The following is a 20080-nucleotide window of genomic DNA, read 5'->3' as shown; positions in this document are numbered from 1 at the left end:
TCGCTTTTCCTAGAAGCGCCTATCATCGATGGAGGACTGACATGCGCTCGATTTTGCTCGCCGTTGCGGCGACCCTTGCCCTCACCCTGCCTGCCAAGGCCGAAGACGCGACCGTCGCCGTGACGGCAATCGTCGAACATCCGGCGCTCGACGCCGTTCGCAAGGGCGTCCAGGACACGCTGGCGGCTGCCGGCTACAAGGAAGGCGAGAACCTCAAGTTCCTTTTTGAATCGGCCCAGGGCAACCCGGCGACCGCCGCCCAGATCGCCCGCCAGTTCGCCGGTGAAGATCCTGATGTCATCGTGCCGATCTCCACGCCTTCGGCGCAGGCTGTCGTTTCGGCAACGCGCGACATTCCGGTCGTGTTCACCGCCGTTTCCGATCCGCTCGGCGCGCAGCTCGTCAAGGACATGGACAAGCCCGGCGGTAATGTCACCGGCCTCTCCGACATGTCGCCGGTTGCCGAGCATATCGGGCTCATCAAGGAAATCCTGCCGAACGTGAAGTCGATTGGCTATCTCTACAATTCCGGTGAAGCGAACTCCGTTTCCCTTCTTGCCGTCCTCAAGCAGGAAGCCGAGAAGGCTGGCCTTACGGTGGTGGAATCCGCGGCGACCAAATCGGCCGAGGTCCAGGGAGCTGCGCGCGCGCTCGTCGGCCGTGCAGACGCAATCTACGTGCCGACCGACAACACGATCATCTCGGCCCTTGAAGGCGCAGTCGCCGTTGCCGAGGAAAGCAAGCTGCCGCTCTTTACCGCGGATACGGACTCCGTCTCCCGCGGCGCGATCGCAGCGCTCGGCTTCAACTATTACGACGTCGGCAAGCAGACCGGTGACATTGTCGTTCGTATCCTGAAGGGTGAAAATCCGGGCGACATCGCGGTCAAGGTTGCGGCAGGTAGCGACCTCGTCGTCAACAAGAAGGCGGCGGAGAAGATGGGCGTCACGTTGCCGGAAGGCGTACTGAAGCGCGCCAACCGCGTCATCGAATAACTGCAGAGTCTGCGCTTTAATATTGCGCTCGGCCGCTCCTGTTTCTAAACGGGGGCGGTTTGATATTTTAAGACCCGTTAAAATACGGGCAAAAGGAAGAAAGGCGGGGCCTTGAGTCAGATTGCTTTTTGGGGAGCCGTGGAGCTGGGGCTGGTTTATGCCTTCGTCGCCCTTGGCGTCTATCTCGCCTTCCGCGTCCTCGATTTCCCGGACCTGACCGTGGACGGTTCCTTTCCGCTCGGAGCGGCGGTGACCGCTGTGCTGATCATCGCCGGCCTTAATCCCTGGCTTGCGGGTTTGGTCGCGATGGTGGCGGGGGCGGCCGCGGGTCTCGTGACGGCCATGCTCAACGTCCGCTTTAAGATCCTCAATCTGCTTGCCTCGATTCTCACCATGATCGGGCTTTTCTCGGTGAACCTGCGCGTCATGGGTAAGCCGAACGTGGCGCTGATCAATGCCGATACGATGATCAGCCCGTTCTTCGGCCACGGCCTGCGTGATTTCTACGTGCGTCCGCTTTTCGTCGGCGTGCTGGTGATCGTTGCCGTGATCGTCGTCTGGCGTTTCCTCGAGAGCGACGCCGGGCTTGCGATGCGTGCGACCGGAGCCAACGCCCGGATGGCTCGCGCCCAGGGCGTCGATACCAACCGTCAGATCTATCTCGGCATGGCGATCTCCAATGCACTCGTGGCTTTCGGCGGCGCGCTGTTTGCCCAGACCAACGGTTTTGCGGACGTCACCTCCGGCGTCGGCACGATCGTCGTGGGTCTCGCGGCGGTCATCATCGGCGAGACATTGCTTGGCCGCCGTGGGTTGCTGATCGCTCTGATCGGCTGCGTCTTCGGTTCGATCATCTATCGGATCGCCATTCAGCTTGCGCTCTCGACCGATTTCATCGGCCTGCAGGCTTCCGACCTCAATTTCGTGACGGCGGTTCTCGTGACCATCGCGCTTATCCTGCCCCGTCTTCGCCGTGGAGGAGCCGCATCGTGATCAGCGTCAAGGATATCAAGGTTGTCTTCGGCAAGGGAACGCCGCTCGAAAAGAAGGCGCTCAACGGCATCAGTCTGACGATCGAGCAGGGCTCCTTCGTCACCGTCATCGGTTCGAATGGCGCGGGCAAGTCGACGCTTCTGGGCGTGCTTGCAGGCGACGTGCTTCCGAGTGAAGGCAAGGTGACGATCGGCTCTACCGATGTGACGCGCAAGCCAACGGCCGCGCGTGCCGGTCTCGTCGCGCGCGTGTTCCAGGATCCGCTCACCGGGAGCTGTGGCTCGCTGTCGATCGAAGAGAATCTTGCTCTCGCCGCCCGGCGCGGCGAGCGCCGCGGCCTTGTCGCAGCACTCGGCCCGAAGCGCCGCGAGCATTTCCGTGAACGCATCGGCGAGCTCAATCTCGGCCTCGAAAACCGCATGGCCGACCGCATGGACCTGCTGTCCGGCGGCCAGCGTCAGGCGGTTTCCCTTGTCATGGCGACGCTTGCCGGTTCGGAGGTACTGCTGCTGGACGAGCATACGGCAGCACTCGACCCCGGCATGGCGGAATTCGTCATGGGCCTCACGGACAAGATCGTGTCTGAGCGCAAGCTGACGACGCTGATGGTAACGCATTCCATGCGCCAGGCACTCGACTATGGTCACCGTACGGTCATGCTGCACGGCGGCGAGATCGTCCTCGACGTCAGCGGCGACAGCCGCAAGGACCTGCAGGTCGAGGATCTGATCGCGATGTTCCGCAAGATGCGCGGCCAGACGCTGGACGACGACGCGCTGTTGATCGGCTGAGTTCAGCTTCAACGAAATATTTTCGGGGCCGTGTCGATCCGCTTGCATCCCGTTCGTTATCGGTCACCATCGCAATCAAGCGATGGATGACCCGAGGAGACGGACAATGAAATATATCGCGCTGATCTATATGGACCCGAACACGCGCACGCCGCCGGATTCGCCGGAATTCGGCAAGATGATGAGCGGTTATGCGGTCGCGACCGAAACCTACAAGAAGGACGGCGTCTGGGTTGCCGGCGATGCACTGCAGCCGGTGACCACGGCCACGACCGTGCGGGTGCGAAACGGCAGGACCGAAACCATGGACGGCCCCTTCGCCGACACCAAGGAGCAGCTCGGCGGGTTTTATATTTTTGACTGCTCCAATCTCGACGAGGCGATCAAGTATGCTGCGATGATCCCGCATGCCGCCATGGGCAGTGTCGAGGTGCGGCCGATCATGGTCTTCGACCGCTGATGAGCGAGTTTTCGGCGACGGCCCCGGTTGCCGTGGCGATCGACAGGATCGCCCGGCAGGACGGCGGTCGTCTCCTCTCCAGCCTGGTGGGCTCGTTCCGGGATTTCCAGCTGGCCGAGGACAGCCTTCAGGACGCGCTGGAATCGGCGCTTGTTCACTGGCACCGGAACGGCCTGCCGGCCTCGCCGAACGCCTGGCTGATGCAGGTCGCCCGCCGCAAGGCGATCGACCGGCTGCGGCGTTCGGCCAATTTCCAGGCGAAGTCGGCCGAGATCACCCATCTTATCGAACTCGAAAACACATCGCCCGTGGCGGACGAGCCCGATCCGATTGGCGACGAGCGGCTGAAGCTGATTTTCGCCTGCTGCCATCCGGCGCTTGACCGGAAGACCTGCGTGGCCCTGACTTTGCGCTCCGTCTGCGGGCTGAAGACCGAGGAGATCGCCGATGCCTTCCTCGACCGGCATGAGGCCATGGCGCAGCGGCTGGTGCGCGCCCGCGACAAGATCGCCAAGGCCGGCATCGCCTATGAAGTGCCGGGGGCGGATGACTGGGCGGCCCGGCTCGAAAGTGTGCTTGCCGTCGTCTATCTCATCTTCAACGAAGGATATGCGTCGGGGGGCGACAGCCATATCCGCGCCGATCTTTGCGACGAGGCGATCCGGCTCGGGCGGCTACTGACAATGCTCCGGCCGGGCGAGCCGGAAATCGAGGGGCTGCTGTCGCTGATGCTCCTCCACCATGCCCGCCGGGCGGCGCGGATCGGTGACGGTGGCGAGGTTCTGACGCTCGAAACGCAGGACCGCAGTCTCTGGGACCGGGAGGGGATCGCGGAGGGCGTCGCGCTGATCGAAGGGGCGCTCAAGCGCGGCCGGCCCGGACCATACCAGTTACAGGCGGCGATCATTGCCGTGCATGCGGAAGCGCCGAACTTCGCCGGGACGGACTGGCAGGAGATCGCCTGGCTCTACGCCGAGCTTGCCCGCACCGCCGACAACCCGGTCTACGAACTCAACCGTATCGTTGCGCTCTCCTATGTTGAAGGCCCCGCCTCGGCGCTTGCCTGTCTCAAGCCCATCGCCATGGCTCTGGTGGAATACCAGCCCTTCTACGCCGTGCAGGCGGATCTTCTGGCGCGCGCCGGTCAGCTCGATCAGGCAAGGCTCGCCTATGTCAGGGCGATCGAGCTGTCGCAGTCCGATGCGGAGAAGCTGTTCCTGTCGCAGCGGCTCGAGGCGCTTGCCAGCGGATAGGCTCTAACGTCCCTGTGTCATGAAGATCTTCAAGGCGAAGATCGAGAAGACGCCGGCGAAGGTGTAGTCCATGCCACGCAGCACCTTCCTGTTCTTCTGCAGCCAGGAGGCTAGCCAATCGGCGGCGAAGACGACGCTGGCATTGACCGGCATGCCGATGAGGATGAAGCAGAAGCCGAGGAAGAGCAGCTTGTGCGTGACCGCCGGATCGCCGGCGCTAACGAACTGCGGCAGGAAGGTCATGAAGAAGATGATGACCTTGGGGTTCAGAAGGTTGACCCAGAAGCCCGAGGAGACGTTCGAGAGTGCCGTGCCTTTCGGTTCTTCGACCTTCGCGACCGTCAGCTTCGAACCGAAGCGGATCGCCTGAACGGCAAGCCAAAGAAGATAGGCCGCGCCCCCGGTCTTCAGGATGAGGAAGGCCGTCGGAGAGGCAGTGATCAGTGCCGAGATGCCGAAGGCGACCAGCATCGTGTGGACAACGATGCCGAGGCTCGTGCCGAGGACGACGAACAGCGCAGCCTTCTTTCCCTGCGCCAGCGCGCGACTGATGGACAGGGTCATATCGGGGCCGGGTGTCGCTGCGAGTAGAAGGGTTGCGGCAGCAAAGGCGAGAAGCGTGGCAAAGCTCGGCAGGAAGTCCATGGTATACACTCTGAAAGCCGGAAAACGTCGATTGCTTTTATCCGGCTTCCAGAAAATGTCTAATCAAACCTTCTAATACGACCTATTCCTTCCGTTCGAGATAGGCCTTGAACTTGTCGGCATAATCCTTGTGCCAGCGCGACAGCGGCGGGCGGTTCTCGATGATGTCCCCCATCGCCCAGGCCATGCGGCGCTCGTCGAGCGGGCGAGGAACGTCGTTGTCGGGGCACAGGATGTAGAAATCGCCGCGGCCCAGGCTTTCCACCATGAAATCGACGGTCTGTTCAGGAGTCCAGGCGGCGGCTGGCTTCTCTGCGCGATCGCCCTTGGTCAGGCCGGTGAAGACAAAGCCGGGGATCAAGAGGTGGGCCGAAATCTTCGAGCCCTCGGTATTGCGCAGCTCGTGTTGCAGCGCTTCCGTGAAGACCTTTACCCCTGCCTTGGAGACGTTGTAGGCGGGATTTCCCGGAGGCGTCGTAATGCCCTGCTTGGAGCCGGTGTTGATGATGAGCCCCGGCTCGCCGAGGGCGACCATGCCTGGTCCGAAGACACGCGTCCCATTGATAATACCGAGAAGATTGACGCCGAGGATATTGTCCCAGCTCGCCTGATTGCTGAAGATCGAGGTCTCGGGACCGATACCGGCGTTGTTCATGAGCACGTGGACGCGGCCGAAGCGTTGAATGACGGCGCGTTCGAGGGCTTCCAGCGAAGTCTTGTCGGAAACGTCCGTTTCGACAGCCATCACGTGTTCCTGCCCTGCAATGGCTTCAAGCTCGCCGCGAGCCTTCGCAAGCCTGTCGCCGCCGAGATCGGCAATGACGACGTTCATGCCTGCCTTGGCGCAATGTTTCGCCGCTGCAAGGCCGATGCCGGATGCGCCACCGGTAATAACGGCAACATTGGACTTCCTGAAAATCTCTTGAATATTCGTCATGGGACGGACCCTTCCTCAATCGTGGTCGTATGTTGCCTGATATGGGTGAGCGTGTCGCGCTGTCAAACGCAATGCGCTTCGGCAGCGGCAATCCTTGCCCTTGCGTCGTGTGACAATCTCGCTAAAAGTGCCCGCGACACCGGGCTATGCGGGTTCGCCGCCGCCCATATGCAACGGACTCATCATCATGGCACCTTACAAAGACGTGAAGAAAGTCGTGCTCGCCTATTCGGGCGGCCTCGACACCTCGATCATCCTGAAGTGGCTGCAGACCGAGCTCGGCGCCGAAGTCGTGACCTTCACGGCCGACCTCGGCCAGGGCGAAGAGCTCGAGCCGGCGCGCAAGAAGGCCGAAATGCTCGGCATCAAGGAAATCTATATCGAGGACGTCCGCGAAGAGTTCGTGAAGGACTTCGTCTTCCCGATGTTCCGCGCCAATGCCGTCTATGAAGGGGTGTATCTGCTCGGCACCTCGATCGCCCGTCCGCTGATCTCCAAGCACCTGATCGACATTGCCCGCAAGACCGGCGCCGACGCGATTGCCCACGGCGCCACCGGCAAGGGCAACGACCAGGTTCGCTTCGAGCTTTCAGCTTACGCGCTGAACCCGGACATCAAGATCATCGCGCCGTGGCGCGACTGGTCGTTCAAGAGCCGTACGGACCTGCTCGAATTCGCGGAGAAGCATCAGATCCCGGTCGCCAAGGACAAGAAGGGTGAAGCGCCGTTCTCCGTCGACGCCAACCTGCTGCACTCCTCCTCCGAGGGTAAGGTTCTGGAAGACCCGGCGCAGGAGGCTCCCGAATACGTGCATATGCGGACCATCTCGCCGGAAGCCGCGCCGGACAAGGCGACCGTTATCAAGGTCGGCTTCGAGAAGGGTGATGCGGTTTCGATCAACGGTGTTCGCATGAGCCCGGCGACACTGCTGGCGGCGCTCAACAATTACGGCCGCGACAACGGCATCGGCCGTCTCGACCTCGTCGAGAACCGCTATGTCGGCATGAAGTCGCGCGGCGTCTATGAAACGCCCGGCGGCACGATCCTGCTTGCCGCGCACCGCGCAATCGAGTCCATCACGCTCGACCGCGGCGCAGCCCATCTGAAGGATGAGCTGATGCCGCGCTACGCCGAGCTCATCTATTACGGCTTCTGGTTCTCGCCGGAGCGCGAAATGCTGCAGGCGCTGATCGACAAGAGCCAGGAGCATGTCGAGGGCGAAGTGACGCTGAAGCTCTACAAGGGCAACGTCATGGTCATCGGTCGCGAGAGCCCGAAGTCGCTCTATTCGGACAAGCTGGTCACCTTCGAGGACGACCAGGGCGCCTACGACCAAAAGGACGCGGCCGGTTTCATCAAACTGAACGCCCTGCGGCTGCGCACCCTCGGCAAGCGCAACCTCAAGAGCTGACTGCGTTTACCTGCTTAACAAAGAGGCCCGCCGGCAGTGCCGCGCGGGCCTTTCTTTTGGCTACGGTGGCGCTTGACGGATTGCAGGGCTAGCATAGTCTGCGGCCATAGTCCCTCGGAGCATTTTCCATGACGCAATCCCTGCTGCTCGGTGCCTTTCTGGCGGCCCTTTTCTATGTGCTCATCCCCGGTCCGGCGTTCCTGCAGCTGCTCGGTATTGGTGCCGGGCAGGGGCGCAAGGCCGGTGCATTCTTCATGATGGGCCATCTGGTCGGCGATATCCTCTGGTCGGCGCTCGCCTTGATCGCAATCGTTGGCGCCAGGACCATCGGCACTTTCGTCTTTGATCTGCTCGGGCTGCTCTGTGGCTTCTATCTCGCCTGGATCGGCTGGAGTGCCGTCACGGCAAAACCCAAAGGCGACGGGCAGGCTCTGGTAAAGGTGGAGCGGCCTTTCCGACGCGGGCTGGTCTTCGGCGTGACGAATCCGAAAGGCTATCCGGTGGCACTTGCGACTTTCACTGCGTTGGTTGCCGGTTCGGCCGGGGCGCTCGACTTCGAGGCTTTACCGCTGCTGCTCAGCGTCTCTTTCGTCGGTTTCGTAACCGCCGACATCATTCTGATCGCGATTATCGGGGCAGGCACCGTGCGACGCTTCTACCGCGCCCATGAGCGGCTGATCGTCCGCTGCTCCGGTGTTCTCTTCATGGGATTTGCGGTCCAGGCACTCTGGCACGCAACGCCCGGCCTGCTTGGATGGCGACGGGCCTAGAGCATCCTGCACTCTGGCGGACTCGTCTAAGTGCAGAACAGACGCTCTAGGAGAGCGCCTTTTATGCGTCCATTCTGACACCCGGTGCTCTAGGCGGCATCGCTTAGGAAATCGACGACGGACTGCATCGTCCTTGCTGCTGCCGGATCGCCAATCGATGTCTCGATCTCCAGCTGATTCCGGAAATAATCGAGAAAATCGAAGCTCGTCCCATCCGTGACGTGCGACAGATCAATGAGATTGCCGCGGGCATCGATGGCATGCATCGGCAGCGGTTCGGAGAGCGCGGCAAAGGTGTCCTGGTTGATCATACCGCTATCGAAGCTCTGGCGGGCAAAGCTGCGTAATTCGCCAGGACTGATCGATGCGAAATTCGGTCCGCCGGCAGCTTCTTCTATCTGGAATGGCGCGGAATGGCCGGAGGCTGGCGCAACTGCAAAATCAGCGGTCTTCGAGTTTTTCGCATTATTGGCATTATTCTTATAGAGCAAATTCTGAGAAGACCGCAGAGAAAAGATTTCCATGCGAATGCCCTTTGTTACTATGGCGCAAAAACTATCGCCATGGTTGCGGGGGGCGTCAATCGCGGACACACGCCAAAATATCGTCTGCCGGCCTTCATCCCCAACTTACCGCGATGCAACATATGCCGGTAGTCGTGACGCGCCATACCAATCGGCCAAGCCTTTGCCTATATAGGCAGGCGCAACAGTTTCAGAGGATCTGCGATGCCTTCCACACCAGAGTTCAACCCGGCGCTCGTCAACTGGAATGGGCTTCATGGCCTGCCGCGCTTCGACGCGCTGAACGACGGCGACTTTGCCGCAGCCTTCGATGCCGCCCTCGGATCCCATGACAAGGAGATCGATGCGATCGCCGGGAATCCGGAAGAGCCGACATTCGACAATACGATCGTCGCGCTGGAAGTCGCAGGTGACGAGCTTTCGCGCATTTCCGCCCTGTTCTGGAATCGCGCCGGTGCCCACACCAACGATACGATCCAGGCGCTGGAACGCGATATCTCGCCGAAAATGTCCCGCCACTATTCCAAGATCGGGATGAACGCCCCGCTCTTTGCGCGCATCGATACGCTCTGGGAGAAGCGGGAGAGCCTCGGGTTGACCCTCGAGCAGACGCGCGTGCTGGAGCGGCGCTGGAAGAGTTTCGTGAAATCGGGTGCCAAGCTGCCGAAAGAGGAGCAGGAGAAGCTCGCGGCCATCGACGAGAAGCTTGCGGCTTTCAGCACGCAGTTCGGCCAGAACGTGCTGGCCGACGAGAAGAGCTGGGCACTGGTCCTTTCCGAAGGGCCGGAGCTCGAAGGCATTCCGGACTTTCTGAAGGACGCCATGGCGGCGGCGGCGCGCGAAAGAGGCGAAGAGGGGAAATTTGCGGTCACCCTGTCTCGCTCGATCATCGAGCCGTTCCTAACCTTTTCCGGGCGGCGCGATCTGCGCGAGCAGGCCTTCAAGGCTTGGGTCGCTCGCGGCGAGAACGAGGGCGAGACGGATAATCGCGGCATCATCCGCGAGATGCTGGCCCTTCGCGGCGAGGTGGCGCAGCTCCTCGGTTATGGCAATTTCGCCGAGCTGAAGCTCGACAATACGATGGCAAAGACACCGGCCGCGGTGAATGGTCTGCTGCGTTCGGTCTGGGCAAGGGCCGTCATCCGGGCACATCAGGAGGAGGACGATATCGCCGCGCAGATCGCCGAAGAAGGCAAGAATCACGAGGTCATGCCCTGGGACTGGCGCCACTATGCCGAGAAGATTCGCGCGCAGCGTTTTAATTTCTCCGAAGCGGAGCTGAAGCCCTACCTGCAGCTCGAAAAGATCATCGAGGCCTGCTTCGACGTCGCCGGCCGTCTGTTCGGCATTCGCGCCGTCGAGAAGAAAGGCGTTGCCGCCTATCATCCGGATGTGCGTGTTTTCGAAATTCGCGATCGTGAAGACAAGTTGATTGCGCTTTTCATGGGCGACTATTTCGCCCGTAGTTCCAAGCGCTCCGGTGCCTGGATGAGCGCGTTCCAGTCGCAGCACAAGCTCATGATGAAGAATGGGCAAAAGGGCGAACTGCCGATCATCTACAACGTCTGCAACTTCGCAAAACCAGCAGAGGGCAAGCCGGCGCTGCTTTCGCTGGACGATGCTCGCACGCTTTTCCACGAATTCGGCCATGCGCTGCATGGCATGCTGTCCAACGTGACCTATCCGTCGGTGTCGGGCACGAGCGTCTCGCGCGACTTCGTCGAACTGCCGTCGCAACTCTACGAGCACTGGCTGACGGTGCCGGCGATCCTCAAGCAATATGCCGTGCATTTCGAAACCGGCGAACCCATGCCGCAGGAGCTGCTTGGCAAGGTGCTTGCCGCGCGCACCTTCAACGCCGGTTTCAACACCGTCGAGTTCACGTCGTCTACCATCGTCGACATGGAATTCCATACGCGCGATACCGTGGAGGACCCGATGGCGCTGCAAAAGCAGGTGCTTGCCGAACTCGGGATGCCGAAGTCCCTGGTGATGCGTCACGCCTCGCCGCACTTCCAGCACATCTTCTCCGGCGGTTATTCAGCCGGATATTACTCCTACATGTGGTCCGAGGTGCTCGATGCGGACGCATTCGCGGCTTTCGAGGAAACCGGCGACGCGTTCAACGGTGGGATGGCGCAGAAGCTCAAGGATAACATCTATTCCGTCGGCGGCTCGATCGATCCGGAAGATACCTACAAGGCCTTCCGCGGCAAGCTGCCGAGCCCGGATGCGATGCTCGTCAAGAAAGGCCTTGCGACATTCGAAGAACTATCCGGCAGCGATGCTTGATAGCGCATGTATCGCGCATTTTAGATGAGTAACGGCTAAAGTATTGGCGGGCGGCAACGTTGTCACATGACTGTCATTAAACCTTAATAAGCAACCGGCATCGATTTCAACCGATGCCGGTTTTTTCATGACTCCACAACCTTCAGAGCTTTGTGCCGCCGTTTCGACGGCCGGCGTCGAGTTGCACTATGGGGCTACGCCCGTTCTGAAGGGCATCGACATTTCGCTCTCCAGGGGCAAGACACTTGCGCTCCTCGGCCCGTCCGGCTGCGGAAAGACAACCTTGCTGAGGCTCGTCGCCGGGCTGCTCGCGCCGACGAAGGGCTCCGTCTCCATCGCCGGCCGGATCGTCGCGAATGCAGCAAGCGGGGCTTTCTCGCCGCCTGAAAAGCGCAATCTCGGCATGGTCTTCCAGGACTATGCGCTCTGGCCGCATCTGACGGTGGGCGGGAACGTCTCCTTCCCCCTCGAAATGCGCGGTATCGGCAAGGCAGAACGGCAGGAGCGGACGATGCGTGCGCTGGAGCGCGTCGGCCTCGCTGCCCTTGCCGATCGGCGGCCGAGCGATCTTTCCGGCGGCCAGCAGCAGCGCGTCGCGATTGCCCGCGCCATCGTCGCCGAGCCGCAGCTCATCCTATTCGACGAGCCGCTGTCCAATCTCGACCGGGAACTGCGCGAGAACATGGTCGGCGAACTCGCCGAACTGATCGCCACACTCGGTCTGACGGCAATCTACGTTACCCATGATCATAGCGAAGCGCTGACGCTCGCCGATGATGTCGCCGTCATGCGCGGCGGCTTGATCGAGCAGCTGGCATCGCCGGATATGCTGATCGAGAAGCCCGCTACGCCTGAGGTCGCCGACTTCCTGCGCCTCGGGGGTGTAGCCGAGCTCGAATATCGCGATGGACATTGGTTCTTCAAAGGAAGCGGCGTTGCGCTGTTGCGCGGTGCGGATGGCGTCGATTGCTCGGTGCGCGTCCTCATTCCCACTGCGTCGATCACACCAGGCGAGATCCTGCCGGGAACGCTTGCCGCGACAGTGCTGCGCTCGCAGTTCCGCGGCGACGGACATCTTGCGACCGTCTCGCTGGTGGGCGCGGAAGCCATCGAATTGCAGGTTTTAAGCCGCGCCAAGCTGCGATCCGGCGAGAGCATCGGTCTATCGATCGATCCTAGCCAGATCCGCTGGTTCGGCACCCAGGTTTATTTGTCCAAAAAGGAGAAATTGGAGCATGTTTAAGTCGTTGAAGAGCATCACTTTTGGCGTTGTTGCTGCCGCCCTGATGGCCGGCGTTGCCCATGCCGATGTCACCGTTTATACCGCTGGCCCGCAGAGCCTGATCGACAAGCTGTCTGCCGGCTTCACCAAGCAGACAGGCGTCAAGATCAACGTCTTCCAGGCAACGACTGGCAAGGTCATGGCCCGCATTGAAGCCGAAGCCGCAAACCCGGTCGTTGACGTCGTGATCTCGGCTTCGTGGGATACGGCCAATGACTTCGCCAAGCGCGGCTGGCTCGTCAACTATACGAGCCCGAATGCCGCCAAGGTTCCGGACTTCCTGAAGTCCGAAGGCGCCGTTGCCCAGGGCATCTCGGCTCTCGGCATCGTCTGGAACTCCAAGAGCGGCACGCCGAAGCCGGCCGAATGGGCCGATCTGACGAAGCCGGAATACAAGGACCTCGTCAACATCCCGGATCCGGCCCAGTCCGGCTCGTCCTTCGAACTGACCGCGGCTCTCGCTGGCCAGGACGACTGGAAGCTCTTCAAGGACCTGCAGGCCAACGGCGCAATCATCGCCGGCGCAAACGCCGACGCCCTGAACCCAGTTCTGCAGGGTGCAAAGGCCGTCGTCTTCGGTGCTGTCGACTACATCGCTCTGGCCGCCCAGAAGAAGGGCGAGAACATCGAAGTCGTGTTCCCGAAGTCCGGCACGGTCATCGCGCCGCGTCCGGCCATGATCATGAACTGGTCCAAGAACCAGGACGACGCCAAGAAGTTCATCGACTACATGCTGTCCGACGAAGGCCAGAAGCTGGTTGCCGATGAAATGCTGATGCCATCCCGCACGGACGTCGCCGCCAGCCGCCCGCTGATCAGCGACCTCACGCTCCTGAAGTACGACACGGCTGCTGTCTACGGCAAGCGCAAGGAAACGCTGAAGGCCTTCGCCGGTCTCTACGGCGCCAAGTAAGGCCAGGTAGATGAGAGGAAACGGCATCGGCGGCACGGCTCCGGCCGCCTGGCTGGCAACAGCGGGTCTTGTCCTCGTCGTTGCCGTTCCCTTCGTCGCGGTGATGCTGCAAGGCATCTTCCCGGAACTCGGACAGGGCTCCTTCGCGAGCCCTTTCTCTTCGCTTTATGCAACGCTTGCCGACAGTTCGCTCATCCGCATGGGCGGCAACACCATCCTGCTCGGCGGCTGCGTGGTGCTTGCCTCGGCGCTGGTCGCCGTACCGCTCGGCGTGTTTCGCGCCCTTTATAGAATTCCATTTGCGCCTCTCTGGGACGTGCTGCTGCTCGTGCCCTTCATGATCCCGCCTTATATTGCGACGCTCGGCTGGATCATGACCCTGCAGCCGCGCGGCTACCTGCAGCAGCTCGTTGGCTTCAATCTCGCGCCCTTCCTCTTTTCGCTGTTCGGCATGACGCTGGTCATGGCCTTCAACACGTTCCCGGTCGTTTATTTCGCGGTGTCGCGCACGGTGGAAGCCGTGGGCGCCCGCTATGCCGATGTCGGCCGCGTCTTCGGCGCGAGCCCGGCGCGCGCCTTCTGGCGCATCACGCTGCCGCTCTCGGCTCCGGGTCTCACGGCAAGCCTGATGCTGGTCTTTGCCGCTGCGATCGAGGAATACGGCACGCCGGCCGCGCTTGGCCGCCGTGCCGGCTTCCAGGTGCTGGTCACCGGCATCGACCTGCGCGTCACCGACTGGCCGATCGACCTGCCGGGGGCGGCGATCCTGTCGCTCGTGCTGGTCGCAATGTCGCTGGTGACCTTCCTGCTGCAGCGCTGGATCCTGTCGCGCCGCTCCTATCAGACGGTCGGCGGCAAGCCGACGGCGAAGGACAAGCGGCCGCTCGGCGCACTGAAGATCCCCGTCATGGTCGCTTTTGCGGTCGTTGCCTTCCTGGCGACCGGCGTGCCGCTGCTTGCGATTCTGGCGACCGCGCTGGCGCGCACCATTTCCGGCGGGCTTGCCTTCGACAATGTCAGCCCCGACAGCTTCATCGCGGTGTTCAGCAACAGCGCAGGCGCGGTCACAGCGCTCATCAACAGCTTCTCGCTCGGCATCGGCACGGCGCTGATCACCGGCCTGATCGGTGTCACGGCTGCCTATACGGTGGTCAAGACGAAGATCTCCGGCCGCATGGCCATCGACGTCATGACCATCCTGCCGAACGCACTGCCGGGCATCGTCGTGGCTGTCGGGCTGATCCTTGCCTGGAACATGCCATGGTTGCCGGCAACACCCTACAACACTGCCTTTATCCTGCTGCTTGCCTATTGCTGCATCCTGCTGCCGCAGCCGGTGCGTTACACGACGGCGGCCTTCCAGCAGATCGGCGACAATCTGGAGGCTGCCGCCCGCGTCTGCGGCGCCAGCGGCGTCACGGCCTTCCGGCGGATCCTTCTGCCGCTTGTCTTCCCGAGCCTTGCCTCTTCCATGTTGCTGGTCTTTGCGCTTGCCTCGCGAGAGCTCGTCGCTTCGGTCGTCGTCGCTCCGGTCGGCATGCAGACGATCGCCACCTTCATCTGGCGCCAGTTCGAGCAGGGATCGATCGGGCTCGGCATGGCCATGGCCTTCATCGCCATCTGCATCACCACGCTGCTGCCGCTTCTTCTTCTCACTCTTCTGCGCCGTAGCGGACTGGTGGCGGAATGACCGGCAGAGCAGCATCCCGGCAGCGGCGCCCAAGGCCATCACTTAACAAAACTGTCGTTGAAGTTTCGAAAAACCGTCATGCCGCCTTCAAGAGGATGACATCACGGCGGCCATAGGTTCGGCGCGGGAGGCTCGCTCCCGCTCTCACAAGCCGGACACATCTTTGCATGAAATTGACTGAAACGACCCGTCGACGCTTTCTCGCATCCATGGGAGCGGTGGGGGGATTTGCGGCGGCAGGGTTGGCTATGCCCTACTATGCGCGTGGTTCCTCAAGTCGTCCTATGTTCACGTCAGGCGTCCAGTCCGGCGATATTGATGCCAGCTCCGGCATGATTTGGACGCAGGTAGACCGGCCCGCGCGTCTCTACATCGAGTACTCGACGAGCAACAGGTTCGCCAATGCCGTGCGGGTGGCGCCCATCGACGTCACGCCGCAAACTGGCCTGGCTGGAAAGCTGCTGCTTCAAGATCTCCCGCCCGATCAGGATATTTTCTATCGCTTCCAAGCGGCGGACCTACAGGACGTCAACGACCTTTCGGAACCCATCTTGGGCCAGTTTCGCACCGCGCCCTCGCAGAAGCGCAGTATTCGCTTCGCGTGGTCGGGCGATACGGCGGGCCAGGGCTGGGGTATCGATGACGACGGCATGCGAACCTATGCGACGATCGCCTATCATCGTCCGGATTTCATGGTCCACTCGGGCGACACGATCTATGCCGACAACCCGATGCCCGACGAGATCAAGCTGCGAGACGGCGGTGTCTGGAAGAACAAGATCGTCACGGAGGCGAAGCGGGACATTGCCCAGACGCTCGATCAGTTTCGCGGACAGTGGAAATACAATCTGCTCGATGATCACGTGAAGGAGCTGAACGCGGTCTGTCCCGTCTTTTATCAGTGGGACGACCATGAGGTCCTGAACAACTGGTCGCCATCGACCAACCTCCGCGATGACAATCGCTACACCGAAAAGTCCATTTCGACGCTGGCAGCACGCGCAAGCCGCGCCTTCCACGAGATGACGCCGATCCGCTATGTCGCCGAAGAGCCTGGCCGCATCTACCGCAGGGTGTCCTATGGCCCTCTGCTTGACATCTTCTTCGCGGATTTGCGCTCCTATCGCGGGCCGAACAGCCATGGCGTTGATCCCACCGCTTCTGACGGTTCGCGTCTGCTGGGCGAGCGTCAGGTGGCATGGCTGAAGCGGGAGCTGGTTCGTTCGACGGCGACCTGGAAGGTGATTGCCTGCGACCTGCCGATCGGGTTGGTGATCTGGGACGACTACGGCCATCGGCGTGGAAGCGAGTCGATCTCGAACGGCGAGAATGGCGCGCCGCTCGGTCGAGAGTTGGAGTTTGCCGATTTGCTGCGGTTCATCCGCGATGCCGGCCTATCCAACATCGTTTGGCTCACAGCCGACGTGCACTACGCCGCGGCCCACTACTACGATCCCGGCAAGGCGAAGTTCAAGGAGTTCCTGCCATTCTGGGAGTTTGTGGCTGGGCCGCTCCATTCGGGAACCTACGGCCCGCAGCAACTGGACATGACGTTTGGGCCAGAGGTGAGATTCATGAAGGCAGCGCCTGGCGGTGCAGAGCAGAATCTTCCGCCATCGGCCGGCATGCAATTCTTCGGCTTGGTCGATATCGATGGGCAGACCGAGCAACTGACGGTACGGCTGATGGACCGGAACGATACCGAGCTGTGGCGGACGGTTATCGACCCGCAATATCTGAGCTAGGCTTGCGCATGGCACCTATCCGTTGCCCCCCCTTTCGCAAACGCGAAAAACCCTGTATGAGCGCGCCAAACGTAATTGGCGCATTCTCCCAACGTAGCGCCTTAGCCTCAGAGATCTAAACATATGGCACTTCGCAACATCGCGATCATCGCGCACGTTGACCATGGCAAGACCACCCTGGTGGATGAGCTTCTGAAACAATCCGGTTCGTTCCGCGAGAACCAGCGCGTTGCAGAACGCGTCATGGACTCCAATGACCTGGAAAAGGAACGCGGCATCACCATTCTCGCCAAGGCGACCTCGGTCGAGTGGAAGGGTGTTCGCATCAACATCGTCGATACCCCCGGCCACGCCGATTTCGGCGGCGAAGTCGAGCGTATCCTCTCGATGGTGGACGGCGCGATCGTTCTCGTTGACGCCTCCGAAGGCCCGATGCCGCAGACGAAGTTCGTTGTCGGCAAGGCGCTGAAGGTCGGCCTTCGTCCGATCGTCGCGATCAACAAGATCGACCGCCCCGACGGCCGCCACGAGGAAGTCATCAATGAAGTGTTCGACCTCTTCGCCAACCTTGACGCCACCGACGAACAGCTCGACTTCCCGATCCTCTACGGTTCGGGCCGCGATGGCTGGATGAACGTCAACCCGGAAGGCCCGAAGGACCAGGGTCTCGCACCACTTCTCGACCTCGTGCTCGAGCATGTTCCGGAGCCTACCGTCCACGAAGGTCCGTTCACGATGATCGGCACGATCCTCGAAGCCAACCCCTTCCTCGGCCGCATTATCACCGGCCGCATCAACTCCGGTTCGATCAAGCCGAACCAGGCCGTCAAGGTTCTGCATGCCGACGGCAAGACCATCGAAACCGGCCGTATCTCCAAGATCCTCGCCTTCCGCGGCATCGAGCGTCAGCCGATCGAAGAAGCGCATCAGGGCGACATCGTCGCGATTGCCGGCCTCTCCAAAGGCACGGTCGCCGATACCTTCTGCGACCCCGCCGTGACTCAGCCGCTGCAGGCGCAGCCAATCGATCCGCCGACCGTCACCATGTCCTTCATCGTCAACGACAGCCCCTATGCAGGCACCGAAGGCGACAAGGTCACTTCACGCGTCATTCGCGACCGGCTGTTCAAGGAAGCGGAAGGCAACGTCGCACTGAAGATCGAAGAATCCTCGGAAAAGGATTCATTCTTCGTCTCCGGCCGCGGCGAATTGCAGCTTGCCGTTCTGATCGAAACGATGCGCCGTGAGGGCTTCGAACTGGCCGTGTCGCGTCCGCGCGTCGTCATGCACAAGGATGAAGCGACCGGCGACATGATGGAGCCGATCGAGGAAGTCGTCATCGACGTCGATGAAGAGCATTCCGGTATCGTCGTCCAGAAGATGTCGGAGCGTAAGGCCGAAATGGTCGAGCTGCGTCCGTCGGGCGGCAACCGCATCCGTCTGAAGTTCTTCGCGCCGACACGCGGCCTGATCGGTTACCAGTCGGAACTGCTGACGGATACGCGCGGCACCGCCGTGATGAACCGCCTGTTCCATGACTACCAGCCGTACAAGGGTGAAATCGGCGGCCGCGTCAACGGCGTGCTGCTGTCCAACGACAATGGCGAAGCCGTTGCCTACGCCCTGTTCAACCTGGAAGACCGCGGCCCGATGATCATCGACGCCGGCGAGAAGGTCTATGCGGGCATGATCATCGGCATCCACAGCCGTGACAACGACCTCGAGGTCAACGTGCTGAAGGGCAAGAAGCTGACCAACATCCGCGCCGCCGGCAAGGACGAAGCCGTCAAGCTGACGCCGCCGATCCGCATGACGCTCGACCGCGCGCTCTCCTGGATCCAGGACGACGAACTGGTCGAAGTGACGCCGAAATCGATCCGTCTGCGCAAGATGTACCTGGACCCGAACGAGCGCAAGCGTTTCGAAAAGGCCAAGTACGCTTAAGCAACTGAAGTCCTTCAGGCTTTAACGACCCCGGCCATCGCGCCGGGGTTTTTTATTTGTGCGCTTCACCGAATCTTGCTTGTCGCAATAGTTAAAAAAGCGTTAAATTTTGCTCCATCGTCCACATGTTAAGTCTGTGGGCAACCGGCCGAAACGCATGATCGCGTATGGTTAATTGCCCGCTGGAAGACCAGAGTAAGCGTTATGAAGACGTTGTCGATCGATGTCCGGCGGGCAGAACCGCACGATGCACGCGCCATATCAGAGGTGCATCGCCTCGCCTGGCAGCATACCTATGCCGGGATCATTCCGCATCGCGCGTTGACGCAGATGATTGAACGCCGCGGCGAGAACTGGTGGCGCAAGGCGACGCGGGGGCCGGCAACGCTTCTCGTTCTCGACGTTGCAGGCACGGTCGCCGGCTATGCCACGCTCGGCCTTAACCGGGCGCGCGCATTGCCGCAGGAAGGCGAGATCTACGAACTCTATCTTCGTCCGGAGTATCAGGGGATTGGTCTCGGCCGAATGTTGTTCGGCGAGGCACGGCGGCTTCTGAAATCGCTCGGCTGCAAGGGGCTCGTTGTCTGGTGCCTGGAGGAAAACGAGAATGCCAGCCAGTTCTATCGCGGCCATGGCGGCATCGACTTCTGTGAAGGCATCGAAAACTTCGATCACAGGCAGCTGAAGAAAATCGGCTTTATCTGGAACTGAGAAGCGCAGGCGTCGCGCCTTTTAAAAACGTCTTTCAAAAACAATGTAACACATTGAAGTGGTTGGGCAAATGCCTTGCCCGTTTTTCAACGTTGCAGAATGCATCTTACAGAAGACGGGCGCGTCGTGTTGCGCTGCGGAATGAAACAGACTATTTGGCTGCGAACCGTTCACTTTGTTGGAGTTTCGAATGCGCATAGACGCTGTTTCAATCGGCAAGAATCCACCTGAGGACGTTAACGTCATCGTTGAGGTCCCGGTCGGCGGTCACCCCATCAAGTACGAGATGGACAAGGAAGCCGGCACGCTGGTTGTTGACCGCTTCCTCTATACGCCGATGACCTATCCCGGCAATTACGGCTTCGTGCCGCACACGCTCTCGGAAGACGGCGATCCGATCGACGTGCTGATCGCCAGCACGCGCCCGCTGGTCCCGGGCTGCGTCATCAACGTCCGCCCGATCGGCGTTCTGAAGATGGAAGACAATTCCGGCAAGGACGAGAAGATCATCGCTGTTCCTTCGCCGAAGCTGACGCTGCGCTACGAGAAGGTGAACGACTATACCGACCTTCCGGAAATCACGCTGAAGCAGATCGAGCACTTCTTCGCGCACTACAAGGACCTGGAACCCGGCAAATGGGTGAAGATCTTCGGCTGGGGCGATTCGAAGGAAGCAGGCCAGCTGATCCTCGAAGCCGTCGAGCGCGCCAAGAAGGCGAAGTAA

General features: G+C 61.1%; 18 protein-coding genes. 15 read left to right on the top strand and 3 right to left on the bottom strand.

The genetic code is table 11. From position 1 onward, the window contains the following. Positions 1-41: 41 nt before the first annotated feature. From HGP14_RS20240 to HGP14_RS20220, 5 genes are all read left to right on the top strand, one after another. Complete coding sequence (locus HGP14_RS20240; RefSeq protein ID WP_168831684.1) at positions 42-995, top strand: ABC transporter substrate-binding protein; 954 nt, start codon at positions 42-44, stop codon at positions 993-995. 111 nt (positions 996-1106) lie between these two features. After that, the gene (locus tag HGP14_RS20235; protein WP_168831683.1) at positions 1107-1988 is read left to right on the top strand and encodes an ABC transporter permease; all 882 of its coding nucleotides are present in this window, start codon (positions 1107-1109) and stop codon (positions 1986-1988) included. Further along, positions 1985-2779 carry an ABC transporter ATP-binding protein gene (locus HGP14_RS20230; protein ID WP_168831682.1) on the top strand — a complete coding sequence of 265 codons (795 nt, stop codon included), beginning with the start codon at positions 1985-1987 and terminating at the stop codon, positions 2777-2779. Before HGP14_RS20235 ends, HGP14_RS20230 begins: the two co-directional genes overlap by 4 nt. A gap of 106 nt (positions 2780-2885) precedes the next feature. Then, complete coding sequence (locus tag HGP14_RS20225; protein ID WP_168831681.1) at positions 2886-3239, top strand: YciI family protein; 354 nt, start codon at positions 2886-2888, stop codon at positions 3237-3239. Beyond that, positions 3239-4492, top strand: a complete 1254-nt coding sequence (locus HGP14_RS20220; RefSeq protein ID WP_168831680.1) for an RNA polymerase sigma factor — start codon at positions 3239-3241, stop codon at positions 4490-4492. Before HGP14_RS20225 ends, HGP14_RS20220 begins: the two co-directional genes overlap by 1 nt. 3 nt (positions 4493-4495) lie before the next feature. On the opposite strand, the gene HGP14_RS20215 is transcribed toward HGP14_RS20220, so the two are convergent. Beyond that, positions 4496-5137 (bottom strand): LysE family translocator, encoded by a 642-nt coding sequence (locus tag HGP14_RS20215; protein ID WP_168831679.1) that lies wholly within the window; start codon positions 5135-5137, stop codon positions 4496-4498. Positions 5138-5219: 82 nt separating this feature from the next. Continuing rightward, positions 5220-6074, bottom strand: a complete 855-nt coding sequence (locus HGP14_RS20210) for an SDR family NAD(P)-dependent oxidoreductase (RefSeq protein ID WP_168831678.1) — start codon at positions 6072-6074, stop codon at positions 5220-5222. A gap of 187 nt (positions 6075-6261) precedes the next feature. On the opposite strand from HGP14_RS20210, the gene HGP14_RS20205 reads away from it, so the two are divergent. Further along, entirely contained in the window at positions 6262-7485 is a 1224-nt protein-coding gene (locus tag HGP14_RS20205; RefSeq protein WP_168831677.1) for an argininosuccinate synthase, read from the top strand. A gap of 128 nt (positions 7486-7613) precedes the next feature. Continuing rightward, a complete protein-coding gene (locus HGP14_RS20200) occupies positions 7614-8255 on the top strand; it encodes a LysE family translocator (protein ID WP_168831676.1) in 642 nt (213 codons plus the stop codon). Positions 8256-8344: 89 nt separating this feature from the next. Here HGP14_RS20200 and HGP14_RS20195 read toward each other — a convergent pair whose 3' ends face one another. After that, entirely contained in the window at positions 8345-8779 is a 435-nt protein-coding gene (locus HGP14_RS20195) for a hypothetical protein (protein WP_168831675.1), read from the bottom strand. Positions 8780-8983: 204 nt separating this feature from the next. Between HGP14_RS20195 and HGP14_RS20190 the strand changes: the two genes are divergently transcribed. The 8 genes from HGP14_RS20190 to ppa all read left to right on the top strand — a co-directional run bounded on the left by HGP14_RS20190 (position 8984) and on the right by ppa (position 20080). Then, the gene (locus HGP14_RS20190) at positions 8984-11071 is read left to right on the top strand and encodes a M3 family metallopeptidase (protein WP_168831674.1); all 2088 of its coding nucleotides are present in this window, start codon (positions 8984-8986) and stop codon (positions 11069-11071) included. A gap of 127 nt (positions 11072-11198) precedes the next feature. Then, complete coding sequence (locus HGP14_RS20185; RefSeq protein ID WP_168831673.1) at positions 11199-12314, top strand: ABC transporter ATP-binding protein; 1116 nt, start codon at positions 11199-11201, stop codon at positions 12312-12314. Next, positions 12307-13266, top strand: a complete 960-nt coding sequence (locus HGP14_RS20180; protein ID WP_205927251.1) for an ABC transporter substrate-binding protein — start codon at positions 12307-12309, stop codon at positions 13264-13266. Before HGP14_RS20185 ends, HGP14_RS20180 begins: the two co-directional genes overlap by 8 nt. 10 nt (positions 13267-13276) lie before the next feature. Then, positions 13277-14956 (top strand): ABC transporter permease, encoded by a 1680-nt coding sequence (locus tag HGP14_RS20175; protein ID WP_168831672.1) that lies wholly within the window; start codon positions 13277-13279, stop codon positions 14954-14956. A gap of 167 nt (positions 14957-15123) precedes the next feature. Beyond that, the gene (locus HGP14_RS20170) at positions 15124-16701 is read left to right on the top strand and encodes an alkaline phosphatase (RefSeq protein ID WP_168831671.1); all 1578 of its coding nucleotides are present in this window, start codon (positions 15124-15126) and stop codon (positions 16699-16701) included. A 123-nt stretch (positions 16702-16824) separates the two neighbouring features. Next, the gene (gene typA, locus HGP14_RS20165) at positions 16825-18645 is read left to right on the top strand and encodes a translational GTPase TypA (protein WP_168831670.1); all 1821 of its coding nucleotides are present in this window, start codon (positions 16825-16827) and stop codon (positions 18643-18645) included. Positions 18646-18849: 204 nt separating this feature from the next. Further along, positions 18850-19356: a GNAT family N-acetyltransferase gene (locus HGP14_RS20160; protein ID WP_168831669.1), complete on the top strand. Its 507-nt coding sequence runs from the start codon at positions 18850-18852 to the stop codon at positions 19354-19356. 190 nt (positions 19357-19546) lie between these two features. Continuing rightward, entirely contained in the window at positions 19547-20080 is a 534-nt protein-coding gene (gene ppa / locus HGP14_RS20155) for an inorganic diphosphatase (protein WP_168831668.1), read from the top strand.

The organism is Rhizobium sp. P32RR-XVIII, assembly GCF_012641395.1.
Taxonomy (GTDB): Bacteria; Pseudomonadota; Alphaproteobacteria; order Rhizobiales; family Rhizobiaceae; genus Rhizobium.
This window is presented reverse-complemented; position numbering and strand designations above follow the sequence as displayed.

Excerpts from the sequence above, each read along its gene's own strand:
- HGP14_RS20240 (WP_168831684.1), top strand. The coding sequence starts at position 42 with ATGCGCTCGATTTTGCTCGCCGTTGCGGCGACCCTTGCCCTCACCCTG.
- HGP14_RS20225 (WP_168831681.1), top strand. The coding sequence starts at position 2,886 with ATGAAATATATCGCGCTGATCTATATGGACCCGAACACGCGCACGCCG.
- HGP14_RS20220 (WP_168831680.1), top strand. The coding sequence starts at position 3,239 with ATGAGCGAGTTTTCGGCGACGGCCCCGGTTGCCGTGGCGATCGACAGG.
- HGP14_RS20215 (WP_168831679.1), bottom strand. The coding sequence starts at position 5,137 with ATGGACTTCCTGCCGAGCTTTGCCACGCTTCTCGCCTTTGCTGCCGCA.
- HGP14_RS20210 (WP_168831678.1), bottom strand. The coding sequence starts at position 6,074 with ATGACGAATATTCAAGAGATTTTCAGGAAGTCCAATGTTGCCGTTATT.
- HGP14_RS20205 (WP_168831677.1), top strand. The coding sequence starts at position 6,262 with ATGGCACCTTACAAAGACGTGAAGAAAGTCGTGCTCGCCTATTCGGGC.
- HGP14_RS20200 (WP_168831676.1), top strand. The coding sequence starts at position 7,614 with ATGACGCAATCCCTGCTGCTCGGTGCCTTTCTGGCGGCCCTTTTCTAT.
- HGP14_RS20195 (WP_168831675.1), bottom strand. The coding sequence starts at position 8,779 with ATGGAAATCTTTTCTCTGCGGTCTTCTCAGAATTTGCTCTATAAGAAT.
- HGP14_RS20190 (WP_168831674.1), top strand. The coding sequence starts at position 8,984 with ATGCCTTCCACACCAGAGTTCAACCCGGCGCTCGTCAACTGGAATGGG.
- HGP14_RS20185 (WP_168831673.1), top strand. The coding sequence starts at position 11,199 with ATGACTCCACAACCTTCAGAGCTTTGTGCCGCCGTTTCGACGGCCGGC.
- HGP14_RS20180 (WP_205927251.1), top strand. The coding sequence starts at position 12,307 with ATGTTTAAGTCGTTGAAGAGCATCACTTTTGGCGTTGTTGCTGCCGCC.
- HGP14_RS20175 (WP_168831672.1), top strand. The coding sequence starts at position 13,277 with ATGAGAGGAAACGGCATCGGCGGCACGGCTCCGGCCGCCTGGCTGGCA.
- HGP14_RS20170 (WP_168831671.1), top strand. The coding sequence starts at position 15,124 with ATGAAATTGACTGAAACGACCCGTCGACGCTTTCTCGCATCCATGGGA.
- typA (WP_168831670.1), top strand. The coding sequence starts at position 16,825 with ATGGCACTTCGCAACATCGCGATCATCGCGCACGTTGACCATGGCAAG.
- HGP14_RS20160 (WP_168831669.1), top strand. The coding sequence starts at position 18,850 with ATGAAGACGTTGTCGATCGATGTCCGGCGGGCAGAACCGCACGATGCA.
- ppa (WP_168831668.1), top strand. The coding sequence starts at position 19,547 with ATGCGCATAGACGCTGTTTCAATCGGCAAGAATCCACCTGAGGACGTT.